The organism is Streptantibioticus rubrisoli (assembly GCF_024436055.1).
GTDB lineage: Bacteria > Actinomycetota > Actinomycetes > Streptomycetales > Streptomycetaceae > Streptantibioticus_A > Streptantibioticus_A rubrisoli.
This window is the reverse complement of the sequence record NZ_JANFNH010000017.1, coordinates 47003-63598: the sequence shown is the minus strand read 5'-3', so window position 1 is coordinate 63598 and position 16596 is coordinate 47003. Positions and strand designations below refer to the sequence as shown.

General features: G+C 71.4%; 16 protein-coding genes. 5 read left to right on the top strand and 11 right to left on the bottom strand.

What is annotated here, in order from left to right:
• Positions 1 to 247 precede the first annotated feature (247 nt).
• Together NON19_RS16525 and NON19_RS16520 are read left to right on the top strand one after the other, a co-directional pair.
• A complete protein-coding gene (locus NON19_RS16525) occupies positions 248 to 1366 on the top strand; it encodes a M4 family metallopeptidase (RefSeq protein ID WP_255928796.1) in 1119 nt (372 codons plus the stop codon).
• A 9-nt stretch (positions 1367 to 1375) separates the two neighbouring features.
• On the top strand, positions 1376 to 1642 hold the full coding sequence (locus NON19_RS16520; protein WP_255928794.1) for a protealysin inhibitor emfourin: 267 nt from the start codon (positions 1376 to 1378) through the stop codon (positions 1640 to 1642).
• A 142-nt stretch (positions 1643 to 1784) separates the two neighbouring features.
• On the opposite strand, the gene NON19_RS16515 is transcribed toward NON19_RS16520, so the two are convergent.
• The 3 genes from NON19_RS16515 to NON19_RS16505 all read right to left on the bottom strand — a co-directional run bounded on the left by NON19_RS16515 (position 1785) and on the right by NON19_RS16505 (position 4106).
• Complete coding sequence (locus NON19_RS16515; RefSeq protein ID WP_255928792.1) at positions 1785 to 2789, bottom strand: GTPase Era; 1005 nt, start codon at positions 2787 to 2789, stop codon at positions 1785 to 1787.
• A 128-nt stretch (positions 2790 to 2917) separates the two neighbouring features.
• Entirely contained in the window at positions 2918 to 3268 is a 351-nt protein-coding gene (locus NON19_RS16510; RefSeq protein WP_255928790.1) for a cytidine deaminase-like protein, read from the bottom strand.
• A gap of 22 nt (positions 3269 to 3290) precedes the next feature.
• Positions 3291 to 4106: a helix-turn-helix transcriptional regulator gene (locus NON19_RS16505; protein ID WP_255928879.1), complete on the bottom strand. Its 816-nt coding sequence runs from the start codon at positions 4104 to 4106 to the stop codon at positions 3291 to 3293.
• Between the two features lie 154 nt (positions 4107 to 4260).
• Between NON19_RS16505 and NON19_RS16500 the strand changes: the two genes are divergently transcribed.
• Positions 4261 to 5667: an MFS transporter gene (locus NON19_RS16500; protein WP_255928788.1), complete on the top strand. Its 1407-nt coding sequence runs from the start codon at positions 4261 to 4263 to the stop codon at positions 5665 to 5667.
• 68 nt (positions 5668 to 5735) lie between these two features.
• On the opposite strand, the gene NON19_RS16495 is transcribed toward NON19_RS16500, so the two are convergent.
• The 4 genes from NON19_RS16495 to NON19_RS16480 form a co-directional block, all read right to left on the bottom strand.
• Entirely contained in the window at positions 5736 to 7025 is a 1290-nt protein-coding gene (locus NON19_RS16495) for a hemolysin family protein (RefSeq protein WP_372514160.1), read from the bottom strand.
• Positions 7026 to 7030: 5 nt separating this feature from the next.
• On the bottom strand, positions 7031 to 7528 hold the full coding sequence (gene ybeY, locus NON19_RS16490) for an rRNA maturation RNase YbeY (RefSeq protein ID WP_255928786.1): 498 nt from the start codon (positions 7526 to 7528) through the stop codon (positions 7031 to 7033).
• A gap of 13 nt (positions 7529 to 7541) precedes the next feature.
• Positions 7542 to 8582, bottom strand: a complete 1041-nt coding sequence (locus tag NON19_RS16485; RefSeq protein ID WP_255928784.1) for a PhoH family protein — start codon at positions 8580 to 8582, stop codon at positions 7542 to 7544.
• Positions 8583 to 8762: 180 nt separating this feature from the next.
• Positions 8763 to 9848 (bottom strand): carbohydrate kinase family protein, encoded by a 1086-nt coding sequence (locus NON19_RS16480; protein WP_255928782.1) that lies wholly within the window; start codon positions 9846 to 9848, stop codon positions 8763 to 8765.
• A 122-nt stretch (positions 9849 to 9970) separates the two neighbouring features.
• Here NON19_RS16480 and NON19_RS16475 point away from each other — a divergent pair, with 122 nt between their 5' ends.
• Positions 9971 to 11290, top strand: coding sequence for a 6-phospho-beta-glucosidase (locus tag NON19_RS16475; RefSeq protein WP_255928780.1), 1320 nt, complete (start codon positions 9971 to 9973; stop codon positions 11288 to 11290).
• Here the strand turns inward: NON19_RS16475 and NON19_RS16470 are convergent.
• Together NON19_RS16470 and NON19_RS16465 are read right to left on the bottom strand one after the other, a co-directional pair.
• Positions 11195 to 13327 carry an HAD-IIB family hydrolase gene (locus NON19_RS16470; RefSeq protein WP_255928778.1) on the bottom strand — a complete coding sequence of 711 codons (2133 nt, stop codon included), beginning with the start codon at positions 13325 to 13327 and terminating at the stop codon, positions 11195 to 11197. The genes NON19_RS16475 and NON19_RS16470 overlap by 96 nt on opposite strands.
• Before the next feature lie 68 nt (positions 13328 to 13395).
• Positions 13396 to 14388 (bottom strand): adenosine deaminase, encoded by a 993-nt coding sequence (locus NON19_RS16465; RefSeq protein ID WP_255928776.1) that lies wholly within the window; start codon positions 14386 to 14388, stop codon positions 13396 to 13398.
• Between the two features lie 73 nt (positions 14389 to 14461).
• Here NON19_RS16465 and NON19_RS16460 point away from each other — a divergent pair, with 73 nt between their 5' ends.
• Positions 14462 to 15187 (top strand): MgtC/SapB family protein, encoded by a 726-nt coding sequence (locus tag NON19_RS16460; RefSeq protein WP_255928774.1) that lies wholly within the window; start codon positions 14462 to 14464, stop codon positions 15185 to 15187.
• Positions 15188 to 15206: 19 nt separating this feature from the next.
• On the opposite strand, the gene NON19_RS16455 is transcribed toward NON19_RS16460, so the two are convergent.
• Both NON19_RS16455 and NON19_RS16450 read right to left on the bottom strand, forming a co-directional pair.
• Positions 15207 to 16112 (bottom strand): ribonuclease Z, encoded by a 906-nt coding sequence (locus tag NON19_RS16455; RefSeq protein ID WP_255928772.1) that lies wholly within the window; start codon positions 16110 to 16112, stop codon positions 15207 to 15209.
• 105 nt (positions 16113 to 16217) lie between these two features.
• The gene (locus tag NON19_RS16450) at positions 16218 to 16577 is read right to left on the bottom strand and encodes a histidine triad nucleotide-binding protein (RefSeq protein ID WP_255928770.1); all 360 of its coding nucleotides are present in this window, start codon (positions 16575 to 16577) and stop codon (positions 16218 to 16220) included.
• Between the last annotated feature and the right edge of the window lie 19 nt (positions 16578 to 16596).

The following is a 16596-nucleotide window of genomic DNA, read 5'->3' as shown; positions in this document are numbered from 1 at the left end:
CGAACTCCGCGGGGAGGGGTCGGCCTCGACTACAGGCCCTCGCCGCGGCAGCTAAGGAGAAGCAGCCCAAAACGCATGGTGGGGGAAGCCTAGCCCGGCAGGCCCCACGGCGCACAGGAGAAGCCCGGTTCCTCTCAGTATGCAAGACGCCGGGCCGACACGTGGCAAACGCGGAGCTTCCACTCGTTCTCGTCAATTACGGGCACGTACCGTGACAACGTCGCCACGCGGTGCCAGATTGCGGGGCATGACCAACGCGCCTGACCGTCCCGCTGTCTTCTGCCCGATCGTCCCACCCCACCTGCTGGAATCCCTCGCCCGGCACGAGGACCCCGAAATCCACCTTCCGGCGCGTTACACGCTGGAGTTGGACGCCTCGCACCGCACCCGGCGCCGGCTCGGCGCCCCGGGGGCCGCCGAGTCCGCCGTCGCCGAGGCGGCCGGCGACCGGCCCGACCGCACCATCTACGACGCCGGGCACCAGCAGACGCTGCCCGGCACCGAGGCGCGCGCGGAGGGCGCGCGGCCGAGCAAGGACCAGCCGGTCAACCACGCGTACGACGGTCTCGGCGCCACCTTCGAGCTGTATCTGAAGGCGTACCGACGGCACTCCATCGACGGCCGGGGCCTGCCGCTGAACGCCAGCGTCCACTACGGGCAGGGCTACAACAACGCCTTCTGGGACGGCAAGCAGATGGTCTTCGGTGACGGCGACGGGCGGATCTTCCAGGACTTCACCGGCTCGATCGACGTGATCGGGCACGAGCTGACACACGGCGTCACCCAGTACTCGGCGAAGCTGGAGTACTTCGGACAGTCAGGAGCGCTCAACGAGTCGGTCTCCGACGTGTTCGGCTCGATCATCAAGCAGCACGCGCTGGGGCAGACCGTCGACCAAGCCGACTGGCTGATCGGCGCGGACGTCCTCGCGCCGGGGATCCACGGCACCGCGCTGCGCTCGATGAAGGCGCCGGGGACCGCCTACGACGACCCCGCGCTCGGCAAGGACCCGCAGCCCGCCACCATGGACGGCTACGTCACCACCTCGCAGGACAACGGCGGAGTGCACATCAACTCCGGCATTCCCAACCACGCCTTCTACCTGGTCGCCACCGCGCTCGGCGGGCACAGCTGGGAGCGCGCGGGCCGGATCTGGTACGACACCCTCACCGGCGGCCAGCTGGCCTCGGACGCCGACTTCGCCGCCTTCGCCAGGGCCACCGCGGCGGCGGCGCACACGCGGTACGGGGACGGGGAGGAGCACCAGGCGGTGCTCAAGGCCTGGTCCCAGGTCGGTGTCGCGGTCAGCGCCGCGGTGCCCCGGCAGACGGCGCCGGAGGGTGCGCCGTTCCCGGCGCAGGGGTAGGCCTAGAGCATGCGGATAGTGGTGACGAGGACCGGCGGCTTCGCCGGGATCACCCGTCGGGCGGAGCTGGACACCACCGGCCGCCCCGACGCGGCGCGGCTGCGGTCCTTGGCCCTGGCGGCCCTGTCAGACGCCTGGCCGGACCGCCCGGCCGGGGTGCCGGACGGTTTCAGCTACGAGCTCGACGTGGACGGCGTCACGGCGTACTGCGCCGACCCCGAACTGTCCCCGTCCCAACAGGAGCTGGTCTCAAAGGTGTTGGGCGAGGGGGCCTGAGGGGGCCGGGCGAAGTCCGGTGGCGTCCCGAAGGGGCGCGGGGCTGTGTTCATGTGCGGCTCCGCCGCGTGGGCGCGACCAGCCACGACGGCGCCGCAGCCGACCGACGGCCCATAGCCGCACCCCCCGTGGAGCGCCTAGCTCAGAAGCCCAGCTTGCGCAACTGCTTCGGGTCCCGCTGCCAGTCCTTGGCGACCTTCACATGCAGGTCCAGGAAGACCGGCGTGCCCAGCAGCGCCTCGATGTGCTTGCGGGCCTTGGTGCCGACCTCCTTCAGGCGGGCGCCCTTGGGGCCGATGATGATGCCCTTCTGGCTGGGGCGTTCGATGTAGATGTTGGCGTGCACGTCGACCAGCGGCTTGTTCGCCGGGCGGCCCTCGCGCGGCAGCATCTCCTCGACGACGACCGCGATGGAGTGCGGCAGCTCGTCCCGGACACCCTCCAGGGCCGCCTCGCGGATCAGCTCGGCCACCATGACCTGCTCGGGCTCGTCGGTGAGGTCGCCCTCCGGGTAGAGCGCGGGCCCCTCGGGGAGCAGCGGAACCAGCAGATCCGCCAGGAGCGAGACCTGGCCAGCCCCTCGCCCACCGCCATCCTCGGTCGAGGAACCGCGTCCCGCCTCCTTTTCCGCGGCCACCGCCGAGACCGGAACGATCTCCTGCCACTCGATGCCGAGCTCCCTGCCGAGCTGGTCGACCGCGATCAGCTGGGCGGCCAACCGCTCGGCGTCGACCAGGTCGCTCTTGGTGACGATGGCGACCTTCGGGGTCTTCTTGATCTCCGCCAGCTCCTTGGCGATGAACCGGTCACCAGGGCCGAGCTTCTGGTCGGCGGGCAGGCAGAACCCGATCACGTCGACCTCGGACCACGTGGTCCGTACCACGTCGTTGAGCCGCTCGCCGAGCAGCGTGCGCGGCTTGTGCAGCCCGGGAGTGTCCACCAGGACGAGTTGGGCGTCCGGGCGGTGCACGATGCCGCGCACGGTGTGCCGGGTGGTCTGCGGCCGGTTGGAGGTGATCGCCACCTTCTGGCCGACCAGAGCGTTCGTCAGGGTGGACTTGCCCGCGTTGGGCCGACCGACGAAGCAGGCGAAACCGGCCCGGTGGGAATTGTGCGGGGATGGAGTGCGAACGCTCATGCCGCCCATTGTCCCTGATGGGCGGCGATGGATTCGCCGGGGCGGCTCGCGGTCGGCTCGGCACGGCCGGGCCGCGCCGACCGGGTTGTTCGCCGCCCCGGCGGGAGAAGACCTCCAGGCGCCCCGAATCCCGTGCCCTACGCCTCCAGGCGGGTGCGCAGGGTGCCGTCCGCCGCGGCCAGGAAGACCGGGGTGCCGGGGCCGCCGAGGTCACGGACGACCGCCTGGTCCTGCGCCGGGACGGTCTCCGCCTCGGTGACCACTGCCGCCGCCTCCAGGGACTTCGCGCCGCTGGCGACAGCCATCGCGATGGCCGTCGCCAGCGCGCTCAGCTTCAGCGAGGCCAGATCCACCGTCCCCGCCACATAGGTGCGGCCCGTCTCGTCGCGTACCGCCGCGCCCTCGGGCACCCCGTTGCGGGCGCGCACCGAGCGGGCGAGCGTGATGATCTTGCGGTCCTCGGGGTCGATGGCTGCTGCGTCACTCATGGAGCGAGCATACGGTGAGCGTTCAACTGGCCACCGGGCGGATGGTTTCCCGGCGGCCCTCCGGCGAGACCAGCCGCTCCAGCTTCTCGGCGGTCTCGGTGCCCGGCACCGGGTTGTGCATCACGATGGTCAGGTCCGGCCGGGCCGGGATCCGCAACTGTGTGCTCTCGAAACGCAGCGAACCGACCACCGGATGCACGATCTCCTTCACCATCTGCCCACTGGGCTGGACGTCACCGCGCGCCCACAGCTCCGCGAACTGCCCGCTGACCGCGGCCAGTTCGTCCACCACCGCACGGAATCCCTGGTCGTCCGGGTGCTCGGAGGCGGCGGCCCGGTACTGGGCGACGACCGACGCGGCGATGGCGCCGCTGGTGTTGGCGCGGCTGCGGTAGACCTCGTTGGTGAAGAAGCTGACCAGGCAGTTGGTGTCGCTCTCGCCGAAGCCGAAGGTGAGCCCGGCCGCCTCGTTGAAGGCGACGATGTTCCAGTACGCGTCCATGATGTGCGCCGGGAACGGCATCCAGGCGTCGATCAGCCGCTTGAGCCCCTCGCAGGACCCCTCGCGCGATTCGGCCCGCGGCAACGGGGGGTTGAGCCCGGCGAGTACGTAGAGATGGCGCCGCTCGGCGCCGTTGAGCCGCAGCACCCGGGCCACCGAGTCCAGCACCTGCGGCGAGACGGAGATGTCCCGGCCCTGCTCCAGCCACTGGTACCAGGAAGCGCCGACTCCGGCGAGCACCGCGACCTCCTCGCGGCGCAGCCCGGGAGTGCGGCGGCGCGCTCCGCCGTCCGGTAGCCCGGCCTGCGCGGGGGTGACCCTGGCGCGGCGGTTCATCAGGAACTCACGCAGTTCCTGACGGCGCGGTGACTTCAAGGACTTGACCGGCTGTTCCACGCGTTCTCCCCCTGATCGGCGCTGCCTGGTGGTCCGGCCACCAGCATAAGCTGCCGCTCCCCACGGCCTTCCGGATCACCGCAGGCTCTACGGCATGGCGATCGACACACCAACTCCACTGACCACCGCCGCCGTTGACGCGGCGCCCGCACGGCTGACCATCCGTGCCAAGCTGGTCCTCCTCGTCCTCTGCGCGGCCCAGTTCATGATCGCGCTCGACTTCTCCATCCTGAACGTCGCACTGCCGGTGCTCGGCCGGGACCTCGGCATGAGCCAGGCCAACCTGCAGTGGGCGGTCACCGCGTTCGCCCTGCCGTCCGGCGGTTTCCTTCTGCTGTTCGGCCGGGTCGCCGACCTGTTCGGGCGGCGCCGGATGTTCCTCACCGGGCTGGCGGTGTTCACCGCGGCGTCGGTGCTGGCCACCCTGGCCTGGGACCCGACGGTGTTCCTGGTGGGCCGGGCGGTGCAGGGGCTGGGCGCCGCGGTCATCGTGCCGACCGGGATGTCGCTGCTGACCACCACGTTCCCCGAAGGCCCGCAGCGCGAGCGGGCGTTGGGCATCAGCGGCACCCTGATGTCGCTGGGCTTCACCGTCGGCATGGTGCTCGGCGGCACGTTGACGGACACGTTCGGCTGGCGCTCCACGATGGGGCTGCTCGGCATCGCCGGAGCGCTGGTGCTGGCCGCCGCGCCGGGGCTGCTCACCGAGTCGCGAAACGCCCTGCGGGCGCGCGTCGACGTGCCGGGTGCGGTGACCGTCACCGGTGGCCTGCTGGCGTTGATCTACGCGCTGTCCACGGCCTCGCAGCGCGGCTTCGGCGGTGCCGATGTGATCGTGGCGCTGGTGGCGGGTGTGGCGCTGCTGGCCGCCTTCGTGGTGGTCGAGTCGCGGGTGGCCGAGCCGATGGTCTCGCTGCGGATGCTGCGCCGCCCCTCGGTGGCGTGGGGCAACCTGGCCGGGATCACCACGTTCTCGATGATGAGCACGGTGATCTTCATGCTCACCCTGTACCTGCAGGAGGTGCGCGGGCTGAACGCGTTCCAGACCGGTCTGGTCTTCGGTGTGCAGGGGCTCGGCGCCGCGGTGACCGGTGCGACGGCGGCACGCGTGGTGGGCCGGTTCGGGGTGCGCAGGACGCTGGTGGGCGGCCTGCTGCTGCAGGCGGTGGTGACGGCGGCGCTGGTCTTCGTGGGCGGCGGTTCGTACGGTACGTGGCTGGCGCTGGCCGCGGCGACGATCGCGTGCGTCGGGCACCTGTGGGCGATCGTCTCGTACGGCATCGTCGCCACCTCCGCACTGCCCGACCACGAGCAGGGGTTGGCGACCGGACTGGTCACCAGCTCCCAGCAGTTGGGCATGACGATCGGCATTCCGCTGCTCGGCGCGCTGGCCGCGTCCCGTGCCAGCCTGCTGGACGGCGTCCGCCTGGGATTCGGCGTGGACGCCGCGATCGTCGCGGCGGCGGCGGTGGCCACGGCCTGGGGTCTGCGGCGCCGGTGAGGGTGACGGTGGCCGGGCCATTGGGCTCGTCCCGCTGGGCACCAGCCCGAACGCGCCCGCACCCGCGCCTACTCCGGCGAACCTCCCGCGAGCTCCGCGGGCTCGACCAGAACGGTGCCGATCCGATTGCGGCGCCCGGACGGGGACTCCGCCGTCAGGCGGAGCGCCCCCGGCGCATCGGCGTCCTCCGGAAGCCCAACCACCGCCGAGGCGCCGGGAATCGGCACCCGGCCGAGAGCCTTGGCCAGCAGACCGCCGACCGTCTCCACGTCCTCGTCGTCCAGCTTCACCCCGTACAGCTCGCCCAGGTCACCGATGTCCAGCCGGGAGGTGACCCGGAAGCTGCCGTCGCCGAGGTCGGTGACCGGCGGCAGTTCGCGGTCGTACTCGTCGGTGATCTCGCCGACGATCTCCTCTAGGACGTCCTCGATGGTGACGATCCCGGCGGTACCGCCGTACTCGTCGATGACGACCGCGACATGGTTGCGGTCGCGTTGCATCTCCCGCAGCAGATCGCCCGCGTTCTTGGTGTCGGGGACGAACGTGGCGGGCCGCATCACCGAGGTGACCGGATCGCTCTCCGACTCGCGGTTGATGTGCACGCGTCGTGCCAGGTCCTTGAGGTAGACCATGCCGACCACGTCGTCCTCGTTCTCCCCGGTGACCGGGATGCGCGAGAAACCGCTGCGCAGCGCGAGGGTGAGCGCCTGGCGGATCGCCTTCGTCCGCTCGATCATGATCAGGTCGGTGCGGGGCACCATCACCTCGCGCACGATCGTGTCACCGAGTTCGAAGACCGAGTGCACCATGCGGCGTTCCTCGTCCTCGATCAGCGAGTCCTGCTCGGCGAGGTCGACCAGGGCGCGCAGCTCCGCCTCGGAGGCGAACGGCCCCTGGCGGAAGCCCCTGCCGGGGGTGAGCGCGTTACCGATGAGGATGAGCAGCTTGGGCACCGGTCCCATGACCCGGGCCAGCGGCAGCAGTACGTACGCGGCGGCGGTGGCCGTGTTCAACGGGTGCTGGCGGCCGATGGTGCGCGGTGAGACGCCCACCGCGACATAGCTGACCAGCACCATCACGCCGATGGCGACCGCCAGTGCCTGCCAGGTCCGGTCGAAGGAGCGCAGGCAGACCGCGGTGATGAAGACGGCGGCGGCCATCTCGCAGCCGACCCGCACCAGCAGCGCCACGTTCAGGTACCGGGTGGGGTCGGAGGCGACCGCCAGCAGCTTGGCGCTGCCGCGCCGACCGGCCCTGGCCGCCTCCTCGGCACGGAACCGCGAGATACGGGCCAGGCCCGCCTCGGCGCAGGCGGCGAGCCAGGCGATGACGACAAGAACGACGCTTGCGATGATCACGGCGGTCAGTGGGTGGTGGGGGCCGGAGACGGCCCTTCGACGCCGCGCTCCACGCGCCAGTCGTCCAGGATCGCCTTCTGCAAGCCGAACATCTCGGCCCTCTCGCCCGGCTCCTCGTGGTCGTAGCCGAGCAGGTGCAGCACGCCGTGCACGGTGAGCAGTTGCAGTTCCTCGTCCATCGAGTGCTGGGTGGGGGCCTGCTCGCCCTGCTTCTTGGCGACCTCCGGGCACAGCACGATGTCGCCGAGCAGGCCCTGCGGCGGCTCCTCGTCGTCCTTGCCCGGCGGGCGCAGCTCGTCCATCGGGAAGGACATCACATCAGTGGGGCCTGGCAGGTCCATCCACTGGATGTGCAGCTGTTCCATGGCGTCGGCGTCCACGACGATGATCGAGAGCTCTGACATGGGGTGGATGCGCATGCGCTGGAGTGCGTAACGGGCGACTTCGAGCACCGACTGCTCGTCGATCTCCCAGCCGGACTCGTTGTTGACGTCGATCGCCATGGTGCGGTGTCTTTTACTTTCCCTTGCTGGCGTGGCCGCTGCCGGTAGGGCCGCCGTTGCGTTTGTCATAGGCCTCGTAGGCGTCCACGATCCGGCCGACCAGCTTGTGGCGCACCACGTCGGTGCTGGTGAGCCGGGCGAAGTGGACGTCCTGGACGCCGTCGAGGATCTCCACCACCTGCCGCAGTCCGCTCTTGGTGCCGCCGGGCAGGTCGACCTGGGTGATGTCGCCGGTGACGACGACCTTGGAGTCGAAGCCCAGGCGGGTCAGGAACATCTTCATCTGCTCGGCGGAGGTGTTCTGGGCCTCGTCCAGGATGATGAAGGCGTCGTTGAGGGTGCGGCCGCGCATGTAGGCGAGCGGGGCGACCTCGATGGTGCCGTTCGCCATCAGCCGGGGGATCGAGTCGGGGTCGATCATGTCGTGCAGCGCGTCGTACAGCGGGCGCAGGTACGGGTCGATCTTCTCGTAGAGCGTGCCGGGCAGGAAGCCGAGCCGCTCGCCCGCCTCCACGGCGGGCCGGGTGAGGATGATCCGGTTGACCTGCTTGGACTGCAGCGCCTGAACGGCCTTGGCCATCGCCAGATAGGTCTTGCCGGTACCGGCCGGGCCGATGCCGAAGACGATGGTGTGCTTGTCGATCGCGTCGACGTACCGCTTCTGGTTGAGCGTCTTGGGGCGGATGGTGCGGCCGCGGCTGGAGAGGATGTTCTGGGTGAGGACCTGCGCGGGGGTCTCCTCCAGGCCGTCCGGTCCGCTGTCCTGCCGGAGCATGGCGATCGACCGCTCCACTGCGTCCTCCGTCATCGGCGCGCCGGTGCGCAGCACCAGCATCATCTCGTCGAAAAGGCGCTGCACCAGGGCGACTTCCGGCGCGTCTCCGGCAGCGCTGACCTCGTTGCCACGGACATGGATGTCCACGGTGGGGAACGCCCGCTCGATCACGCGCAGCAGCGAATCACCCGATCCCAGAACGGTGACCATGGGGTGCTTGGCCGGTACGACGAAGTGTGCGCGCGCCTGCGGTTGCTGCTGCGTGGGTGTCTGTGTCATGGGCGAGGCTCTGCGGCCTTTTGTCCCGCTTCCGTACTCGACATGCCCGTGAGGGCCTGGGGTTCAAGGGTACTTCGCGCCGAGGCGAGGCCCGAGAGGTTTTCCGCCCCGGTTTCCGGGCGGCTCAGACGGCCCGGCCGGGCAGCGGCGCCGCCGCCCGGGTCGCCGTGTCCCCGCCGCCTACGGCTGCCGGAACCCGATCGTCGGGACCGCGCGGCGCAGCGGCCAGCGGCGGACGCCGCAGGGCAGGAGGTCGTCCAGGAAGGCGTAGCGGCGCAGCGCGGCTCGGTCCTGGTCGTCGTAGTGCTTGGCGTGCTGCCACCAGGCGGCGATCTCGATCCAGCCGGGCGCGGAGAGCGAACCGCCGAACTCCTGGACGGACAGCGCCGCGGTCAGGCTGGCGAAGGCGAGCCGGTCGGTGAGCGGCCAGTCGGCGAGCGTGCCGGTGATGAACCCGGCGACGAACACATCACCGGCGCCGGTCGGGTCCAGCGCGTCCACGGTCAGCGCGGGCACCTCGGCGGCCTCGCCGCTCGCCGAGTCAACCGCGTACGCGCCCTGTTCGCCCAAAGTGACGACGGCCAACGGCACCAGTTCGGCGAGCGCCCTGGCGGCCTGGCGCGGGCACTCGGTGCGGGTGTAGCGCATCGCCTCGGCCGCGTTCGGCAGGAACGCCTCGCAGTGGCGCAGGTCGGCCAGGTCACCGGGGTCCCAGCGCCCGGAGTCGTCCCAGCCGACGTCGGCGAAGATCCGGCTGCCGTGCCGGGCGGCGTGCCCGAGCCACTCCTCCCGGCGCCCGGGGGTGAGGGACGCCACGCAGGCGCGGGCGGGCGGCGGGCACACCGGCGCGGGCTCCTCCGGGGGCGGCGCCTCATGGCCGTGGCTGACCATGGTGCGTTCGCCCTCGTACGCCATGGAGACGGTGACCGGTGAGTGCCAGCCGGGCACCCGGCGGGACAGCGACAGGTCGATGCCCTCGTCCCGCTCCAGGGACTCCCAGCAGTAGTCGCCGTACATGTCGTCGCCGAACGCCGCCGCGAGCGAGGTGCGCAGGCCGAGCCGGGCGAGCGCGGTCGCCATGTTGGCCACGCCGCCAGGGCTGGAGCCCATGCCGCGCGCCCACGACTCGGTGCCGCGCACCGGGGCGCTGTCGAGGCCGGTGAAGATGATGTCCAGGAACACGGTTCCGGTCAGATAGACGTCGGTCGCCGGGTCGGCCGGGGTGCGGACCGCGGCGAGCGGGTCGAGGACGGGTTGGTCTGCCACCAGTGGCTCCTTCCGGCGTGCGCGTGATCGCGTGCTGCACACTGTGCCCCAGGAGAACGGGGTACGCGGTGAAGGCAGCGTCACAGGACGTACGACCAGGTTCCGCCGGAAAGGGAGGAAGCGTGCGGCTGACGATTCTCGGTGGAGGCGGATTCCGCGTGCCGCTGGTGTACCGGTCCCTGTTCGCGGAACCCGGAACGCCGGGCGCGGTCCGGGAGTTGGTGCTGTACGACACCGACCACCGGCGGCTTTCGGTGATCGCCTGTGTGCTCGCCGCCCAGGCGCACAGTGCCCCCGGCGCGCCCGTGGTGCGGATCGCGCAGAGCCTGGACGACGCGCTGCGCGGCGCGGACTTCGTCTTCTCCGCGATCCGCGTGGGCGGTATGGCGGGCCGGGTGCGCGATGAGCGGATCCCGTTGGCCGAGGGGGTGCTCGGTCAGGAGACGGTGGGCGCGGGCGGGGTGCTGTACGGGCTGCGGATACTGCCGGAGGCGGTGCGCATCGCCGAGCGGGTGCGGGCGGTGGCACCGGACGCCTGGCTGATCAACTTCACCAATCCGGCGGGGATGGTGACGGAGGCGATGCACCGGGTGCTGGGCCCGCGGGTGATCGGCATCTGTGACTCCCCGGTGGGCCTGGTACGGCGGGCGGCGCGGGCCGCGGGGGCCGATCCGGACACGGTGGGCTATGACTACGTCGGCCTCAACCACCTCGGCTGGCTGCGCCGGTTGGACTTCGGCGGGCGGGACCTGCTGCCCCAACTACTGGAAGACGAGGCGGCGTTGACCTCGTTCGAGGAGGGCAGGCTGTTCGGCGCCCAGTGGCTGCGCACCCTGGGTTCGATCCCCAACGAGTACCTGCACTACTACTACTTCACCCGGGAGGCGATCGAGGCGGTCCGCTCCGGTGAGACCACTCGCGGTGAGTTCCTGGAGCGCCAGCAGGCCGTGTTCTTCGAGCGGGCCGCGGCGCGGCCCACCGACGCCGCCGAGTTGTGGGAGCACACCCGCCTGGAGCGCGAGGTGACCTACGGCGCCGCGAGCCGCGCGGCGTCCGGTGGTTGGGAGCGGGACGCCGAGGACCTGGAGGGCGGCGGCTACGACCGGGTGGCGCTCGCCCTGATGCGGGCGATCGCCCATGACGAACGCGCCACGTTGATCCTCAACGTCCCGAACGCCGGTACGGTCGACGCGCTGGACGCCGACGCCGTGATCGAGGTGCCGTGCGTGGTCGACGCGAACGGCGTCCGGCCGCTGCCGGTCGCCCCGCCGGACGCCCACCAGGCGGGGCTGATGCTGTCGGTGAAGGCGGTGGAGCGGGCCACCATCGAGGCGGCGCGGACCGGTTCACGTACCGCCGCTCTGCGCGCGATGTCCATGCACCCGTTGGTGGACTCGGTGGCGGTGGCCGCCCGGATCCTGGACCGGGCGGGGATCAGCTGACTCCGCGCGGCCCTGGATGGCGGCGATGATCCGCGCCGCCCACCGCGCGGGGTGCTCGTGCCCGAGCAGCCGGGACAAGCGGGCCAACCGGGCGCGGCGTTCTTCGGGGGCGAGAGTGAGGGCCCGGCGCAAGGTGGCCACCAGGTCGTCGGGCGAGCCGGGGTCGGTGAGCAGCGCCGCACCGCCCAGTCGCGCGGCGGCACCGGCGTACCGGGAGAGCACCAGCACCCCGTCAAGGCCGCAGGCGGCCTGGGCGGCGACGAACTCCTTGGCGGTGAGGTTCATACCGTCCTGGAGCGAGGTCACCCAGAACACGTCGGCGGCGAGGTAGTGGTCTACCACCTCGCCGAACGGCAGGTTGCGCGGCAGGTACTCCACCGGTCGCCAACTGTCCGTTTCCCAGGCGCCGTTGACCTCGGCGACGCGACGCTCCAGGGCCGCGCGGGTCGTGTCGTAGGCGGTGATACCGGGCTCCGGGGGCGGGCAGACCAGCCGGAAGCGCAGTCGGCCGCGCAGTTGCGGGCAGCGCTCCAGCAGCGCGTCGACCGCCTCGACCTTCTCCGCCGGGGCCTTGGCGTAGTCAAGCCGCTCGACGGAGAGCACCAGCGGCCCGTCCGCCGCACGGCGTCGTGGCACACGGGCACGGGCCAGCGTCTCGATGGCGGTACGGTCGATGCCCAGCGGATGCACACCGAGCCGTGGCCGCCCGGGGACGGTCCGCCGGAAGTTCTCCGCGAAGCCGGAGGTGTGGAATCCGGCCCAGTCCAGGCAGCCGAGCGAGGCCCGCAGTTCGTCGGCGGTGGGCAGTTGGGCGAAGACCCGCGGCGGCGGGAACGCGGTGTGGTGGAACAGCCCGAGCCGCAGGTCCGGGCGGGCCGCGCGGAGCAGTCCGGGCACCAGCCACAGGTTGTAGTCGTGCAGCCAGACGGTCCCGCCCTCGGCGGCGTGGTCGCCGATGTGCTCGGCGAACCGCTCGTTGACCTCGCGGTAGGACGCCCAGGTGCCGGAGTCGAAGCGCAGCCGTTCCGGCTGGGACATCAGCACCGGCCACAGCGTCTCCTTGCAGGCGCGGTGGAAGTATCGGGCCCACTCCTCGCGCCCCAGCCGCAAGAAAGCCAGCGGCATCCCGCAGTCGGGGGCGGTCAGCGGCTCGTCCTCACCGCCTTCACCGAGCACCGCGGCCGTCGCCCATACCGCGTCCGGGTTGCCGTCGAGCGCGCTGCGCAGGGTGGGCAGGATGCCGTTGGGGCTGGACGGCTGCCGCCAGCCGTCGGGCGTCCAGCGCATCGGCGGCCGGTGGTAGCCGACGACCAGCGGATACCGGTGCTCCACCCAGCCGAGTTCCTCAAGTCCCGCCAGTACACCGGCCGCTCCCGGCAGTTCGGAACGCAGCACGGTCGCGTTGTCCGGGACGGCGGCGAGCAGCGCGGGCTCGGCGTTGCCGACGAGCACGCCGTGCGCGCCGAGCCCGAACAGCGACAGATCGTTGAGCGAGTCGCCCGCGACCAGCACGGAGTCCATCGGCCAGCCCTGCTCGCGGGCGAGCGCCGCGAGCGCGGCACCCTTGTCCACGCCCGGCGGCAGTACGTCGAAGTAGCGGTCCGCCGAGTACAGCCAGCCGCAGCCCAACTCCCGTACCGCATCGGTGATTCGCCGTGTCAGGCTTTCGGGGCGCAGGTAGTACGAGCAGCGGGCGTCCTGGGCCACCCCGTCCTGGTAGACCAGTTCCGGGAAGCGGTCCAGCGCGGCGCGCATCCGCTCGGCGCCCGGCCAGCCGAGCCGCAGCCGACGTTGCAGCGCGGTGACCGGGGTCAGGCTGGCGCCGTCGATGACGCTCGCCCCGACGTCGGCGATGATCCACCGCGGCCGGGGCAACAGCGGGTCGCGCAGCGCCGCGCGGATCGAGGGCAGTCCGCGGCCGGTGGCGAAGACCACGGTGACATCGGGGTGGCGGCCCAACGCGCCCCGTAGCGCGCGCCGTTGGCCCTCACTGCCGCCGAGTAACGTGCCGTCCAGGTCGGCGACCAGGACCCTCATGGAGCGCCCGCATCGCAAGTGAACACGAACGGAACGCTACCTTAACCGCACGCTCAGTGATGGTCGTTCTAGAAGGTGTGCGCGGCCACTTCCGCCAGGTAGTCGCGCCTGGTCCGGTCATCCAGGAACGCCGCATGGAAGGAGTTGGCGGCCAGCAACCGCAGCGTCTCGTCGTCGAGGCGCAGTGCGTCGCGGATGGCGGTGAAGTTGTCGTCCACGTAACCGCCGAAGTACGACGGGTCGTCGGAGTTGACGGTGACCAGCAGCCCGGCCTCCAGCATCGCCCGCAGCGGATGGTCCGCCAGCCGGTCGACGCAGCGCAGCCGCACGTTGGACAGCGGGCAGACGGTGAGCGGTACCCGCTCCCGGGCCAGCCGCTCGACCAGTGCCGGATCCTCAAGGCAGCGCAGCCCGTGGTCGATCCGCTCCACGCCGAGCACGTCCAGCGCCTCGGTGATGTACTCGGCCGGGCCCTCCTCGCCCGCGTGCGCCACCCGGTGCAGCCCGGCCTCCGCCGCGCGACGGAAGACCTCGCGGAACTTCGACGGCGGGTTGCCGACCTCGGCGGAGTCCAGGCCGACCGCACAGATCCGGTGCAGGTACGGCCTGGCGGCCTCGAAGGTCTCCAGGGCGGAGTCGGCGGACTCATCACGCAGGAAGCACATGATCAGCCGGGTGCCGATGCCGTACCGCCGCTCGCTGTCGTCCAGCGCGCGGGCGAGCCCCTCGATGACGGTGCCGATCGGCACACCGCGCGCGGTGTGCGCCTGCGGGTCGAAGAAGATCTCGGCGTGCCGTACGCCCTGCGCGGCGGCGCGGGTGAGATAGGCGTCGGCCAGTTCCGCGAAGTCATCCTCGGTTCGCAGTACGGCCATCAACGCGTAGTACAGATCCAGGAAGGACTGCAGGTCCGTGAAGGAGTACGCGCTGCGCAGCTCCGCGGTGGTGGCGTACGGCAGGGCGACACCGTTGCGTTCAGCCAGCGCGAACGCCAACTCGGGCTCCAGCGTGCCTTCGATGTGCAGGTGTAGTTCGGCCTTGGGCAGGGGCTTCGCAGGCATTCAGTCATCGTAATCTGCCACGGATATATTCGCGCGGACACGCAAACACCCTGCTGCGAGGAGGTGCGCCCAGATGCACACCCTGTCCACCACGGACTTCGTCGTCCGGCTCGTCACCGGCATGGGCTGCGGCGCGCTGATCGGGGTCGAACGGCAGTGGCGCGCCCGGATGGCCGGACTGCGGACCAACGCGCTGGTGGCGACCGGCGCCACGCTGTTCGTGCTCTACAGCGTGGCGGCCGGGGACAGCGGCAGCCCGACCCGGGTGGCCTCCTACGTGGTCTCGGGCATCGGCTTCCTCGGCGGTGGGGTGATCCTGCGCGAGGGCGCGAGTGTACGGGGGCTGAACACCGCGGCCACACTGTGGTGTTCGGCGGCGGTCGGGGTGCTGGCCGCCTCCGGTCGGCTGCCGCTGGCGGTGCTGGGGACGTTGGCGGTGGTCGGCGTCCATCTGCTGCTGCGGCCCGCCGGGCGGCTGATCGACCGGGTGCCGCAGGCCGACCCGGACACCGGTCCCGCGCACGCCACCGTGCATCTGGTCTGCGACCGGCGCGACGAGACGCACATCCGCGCGCTGCTGCTTCAGGCGCTCGCCGCTGTGGGTTTGGCGCCCACCGCTCTGCGGGCCCGGCGCGATCGCCCGGAGACGACTCGCCTCCAGGCGGTGGTCAGCGTCACGGGCGATCCTGCCCAGGGGTTGGAGCAGCTTGTTTCCCGGCTGTCCTTGGAACCCGGCATCCGGGACCTGCACTGGCACTTGGCGGAGTCCTCGGACGAGGACGGCACGGCGGACGCGTAAGGGGTTGCGGGCGGAGTTGCTACCCCCGCTTGGGCACCGGGATCCGGTCCAGGTCCCGGGCGATCGTCAACTCGCCGGTGAAACCGGCGGCCCGCGCCTGCTGGGCGAAGACCCCCGCGTCCGGGTACCGCTGTGAGAAGTGCGTGAGCACAAGATGCCGCACCCCGCAGAACGCGGCGACCCGCGCCGCCTGACCGGCCGTCAGGTGGCCGTGTTCCGTGGCCAACGCCTCGTCCTCGTCGAGGAACGTGGACTCGATGACCAGCAGGTCGCAGTCCTCGGCCAGGGCGAAAACGGCGTTGCACAGCCGGGTGTCCATCACGAAGGCGAACCGCTGCCCGCGCCGCGGCTCGCTGACGTCCTCCAGCAGGACCCCGCGCAACTCCCCCTCGCGCTGCAGGCGGCCGATGTCCGGGCCCTGGATGCCCAGGGCGGCCAGCCGTTCGGGCAGCATCCGGCGGCTGTCCGGCTCGACCAGCCGGTAGCCGAAGGACTCCACGGGATGGTCCAGCCCGCGGGCGTACAGCGTGAAACCCTGGGTAGCGGCCAACTCACCGCCCCGCTCGACGGGTTGCTCGCGCAGCCGTACCGTCTCCCGGTACGCGGTGGCGTACCGGAGGCGTTCGAAGAAGCGCTGCCCACTGGCCGGGTAGTACGCGGTGATCGGATGCGGAACGCGGTCGAGGTTGATCCGCTGGATGACCCCGGCGAGCCCCAGGCAGTGGTCACCGTGGAAGTGGGTGACGCAGATCCGTGTGAGGTCGTGCGCGGCGACCCCGGCGTGCAGCATCTGCCGCTGGGTGCCTTCGCCGGGGTCGAACAGGATGCCCTCGCCGTCCCAGCGCAGCACGTAGCCGTTGTGGTTGCGGTGCCGGGTGGGCACCTGGCTCGCGGTGCCGAGGACGATCAACTCTCTTTGGGACAAAGGACTGTCCTTCGGCCCGAAGGGCCTCCGTTGAGGGTGGTGGGTGACGCGTGGGCTACCCGGGCGGCCGGACGGGTGGGTTACCCGGGCGGCCCGACGGGTGGGTTACCCGGGCGGCCACTCGAAGCCGCGGCCGCCGAGTACGTGGGCGTGCGCGTGCCAGACCGTCTGGCCCGCGCCGGAACCGGTGTTGAAGACGATGCGGTAGCCGGTGCCGTCCACCTTCTCGTCGGCGGCGACCGCACCCGCCTCGCGCAGTATGTCCGCGCACAGCTCCGGCGCCTCGGCGGCGAGGCTGGCCGCGTCCCGGTGGTGGGCCTTGGGGATGACCAGAACGTGCGTGGGGGCCTGCGGGTTGATGTCGCGGAACGCGACGGTCGTCTCGGTCTCCCGGACAATGGTCGCGGGCACGTCTCCCCGCACGATCTTGCAGAACAGGCAGTCGGCCTGCGGTTCTCCCGGCACGGCTGGGTCTCCCTCGGGT

Bases quoted from the DNA above. Each gene is read 5' to 3' on its own strand.
- NON19_RS16460 (WP_255928774.1), top strand. From the start codon at position 14,462: ATGCACACCCTGTCCACCACGGACTTCGTCGTCCGGCTCGTCACCGGC.
- ybeY (WP_255928786.1), bottom strand. From the start codon at position 7,528: ATGGCGATCGACGTCAACAACGAGTCCGGCTGGGAGATCGACGAGCAG.
- NON19_RS16465 (WP_255928776.1), bottom strand. From the start codon at position 14,388: ATGCCTGCGAAGCCCCTGCCCAAGGCCGAACTACACCTGCACATCGAA.
- NON19_RS16470 (WP_255928778.1), bottom strand. From the start codon at position 13,327: ATGAGGGTCCTGGTCGCCGACCTGGACGGCACGTTACTCGGCGGCAGT.
- NON19_RS16520 (WP_255928794.1), top strand. From the start codon at position 1,376: ATGCGGATAGTGGTGACGAGGACCGGCGGCTTCGCCGGGATCACCCGT.
- NON19_RS16510 (WP_255928790.1), bottom strand. From the start codon at position 3,268: ATGAGTGACGCAGCAGCCATCGACCCCGAGGACCGCAAGATCATCACG.
- NON19_RS16525 (WP_255928796.1), top strand. From the start codon at position 248: ATGACCAACGCGCCTGACCGTCCCGCTGTCTTCTGCCCGATCGTCCCA.
- NON19_RS16485 (WP_255928784.1), bottom strand. From the start codon at position 8,582: ATGACACAGACACCCACGCAGCAGCAACCGCAGGCGCGCGCACACTTC.
- NON19_RS16505 (WP_255928879.1), bottom strand. From the start codon at position 4,106: ATGAACCGCCGCGCCAGGGTCACCCCCGCGCAGGCCGGGCTACCGGAC.
- NON19_RS16515 (WP_255928792.1), bottom strand. From the start codon at position 2,789: ATGGGCGGCATGAGCGTTCGCACTCCATCCCCGCACAATTCCCACCGG.
- NON19_RS16500 (WP_255928788.1), top strand. From the start codon at position 4,261: ATGGCGATCGACACACCAACTCCACTGACCACCGCCGCCGTTGACGCG.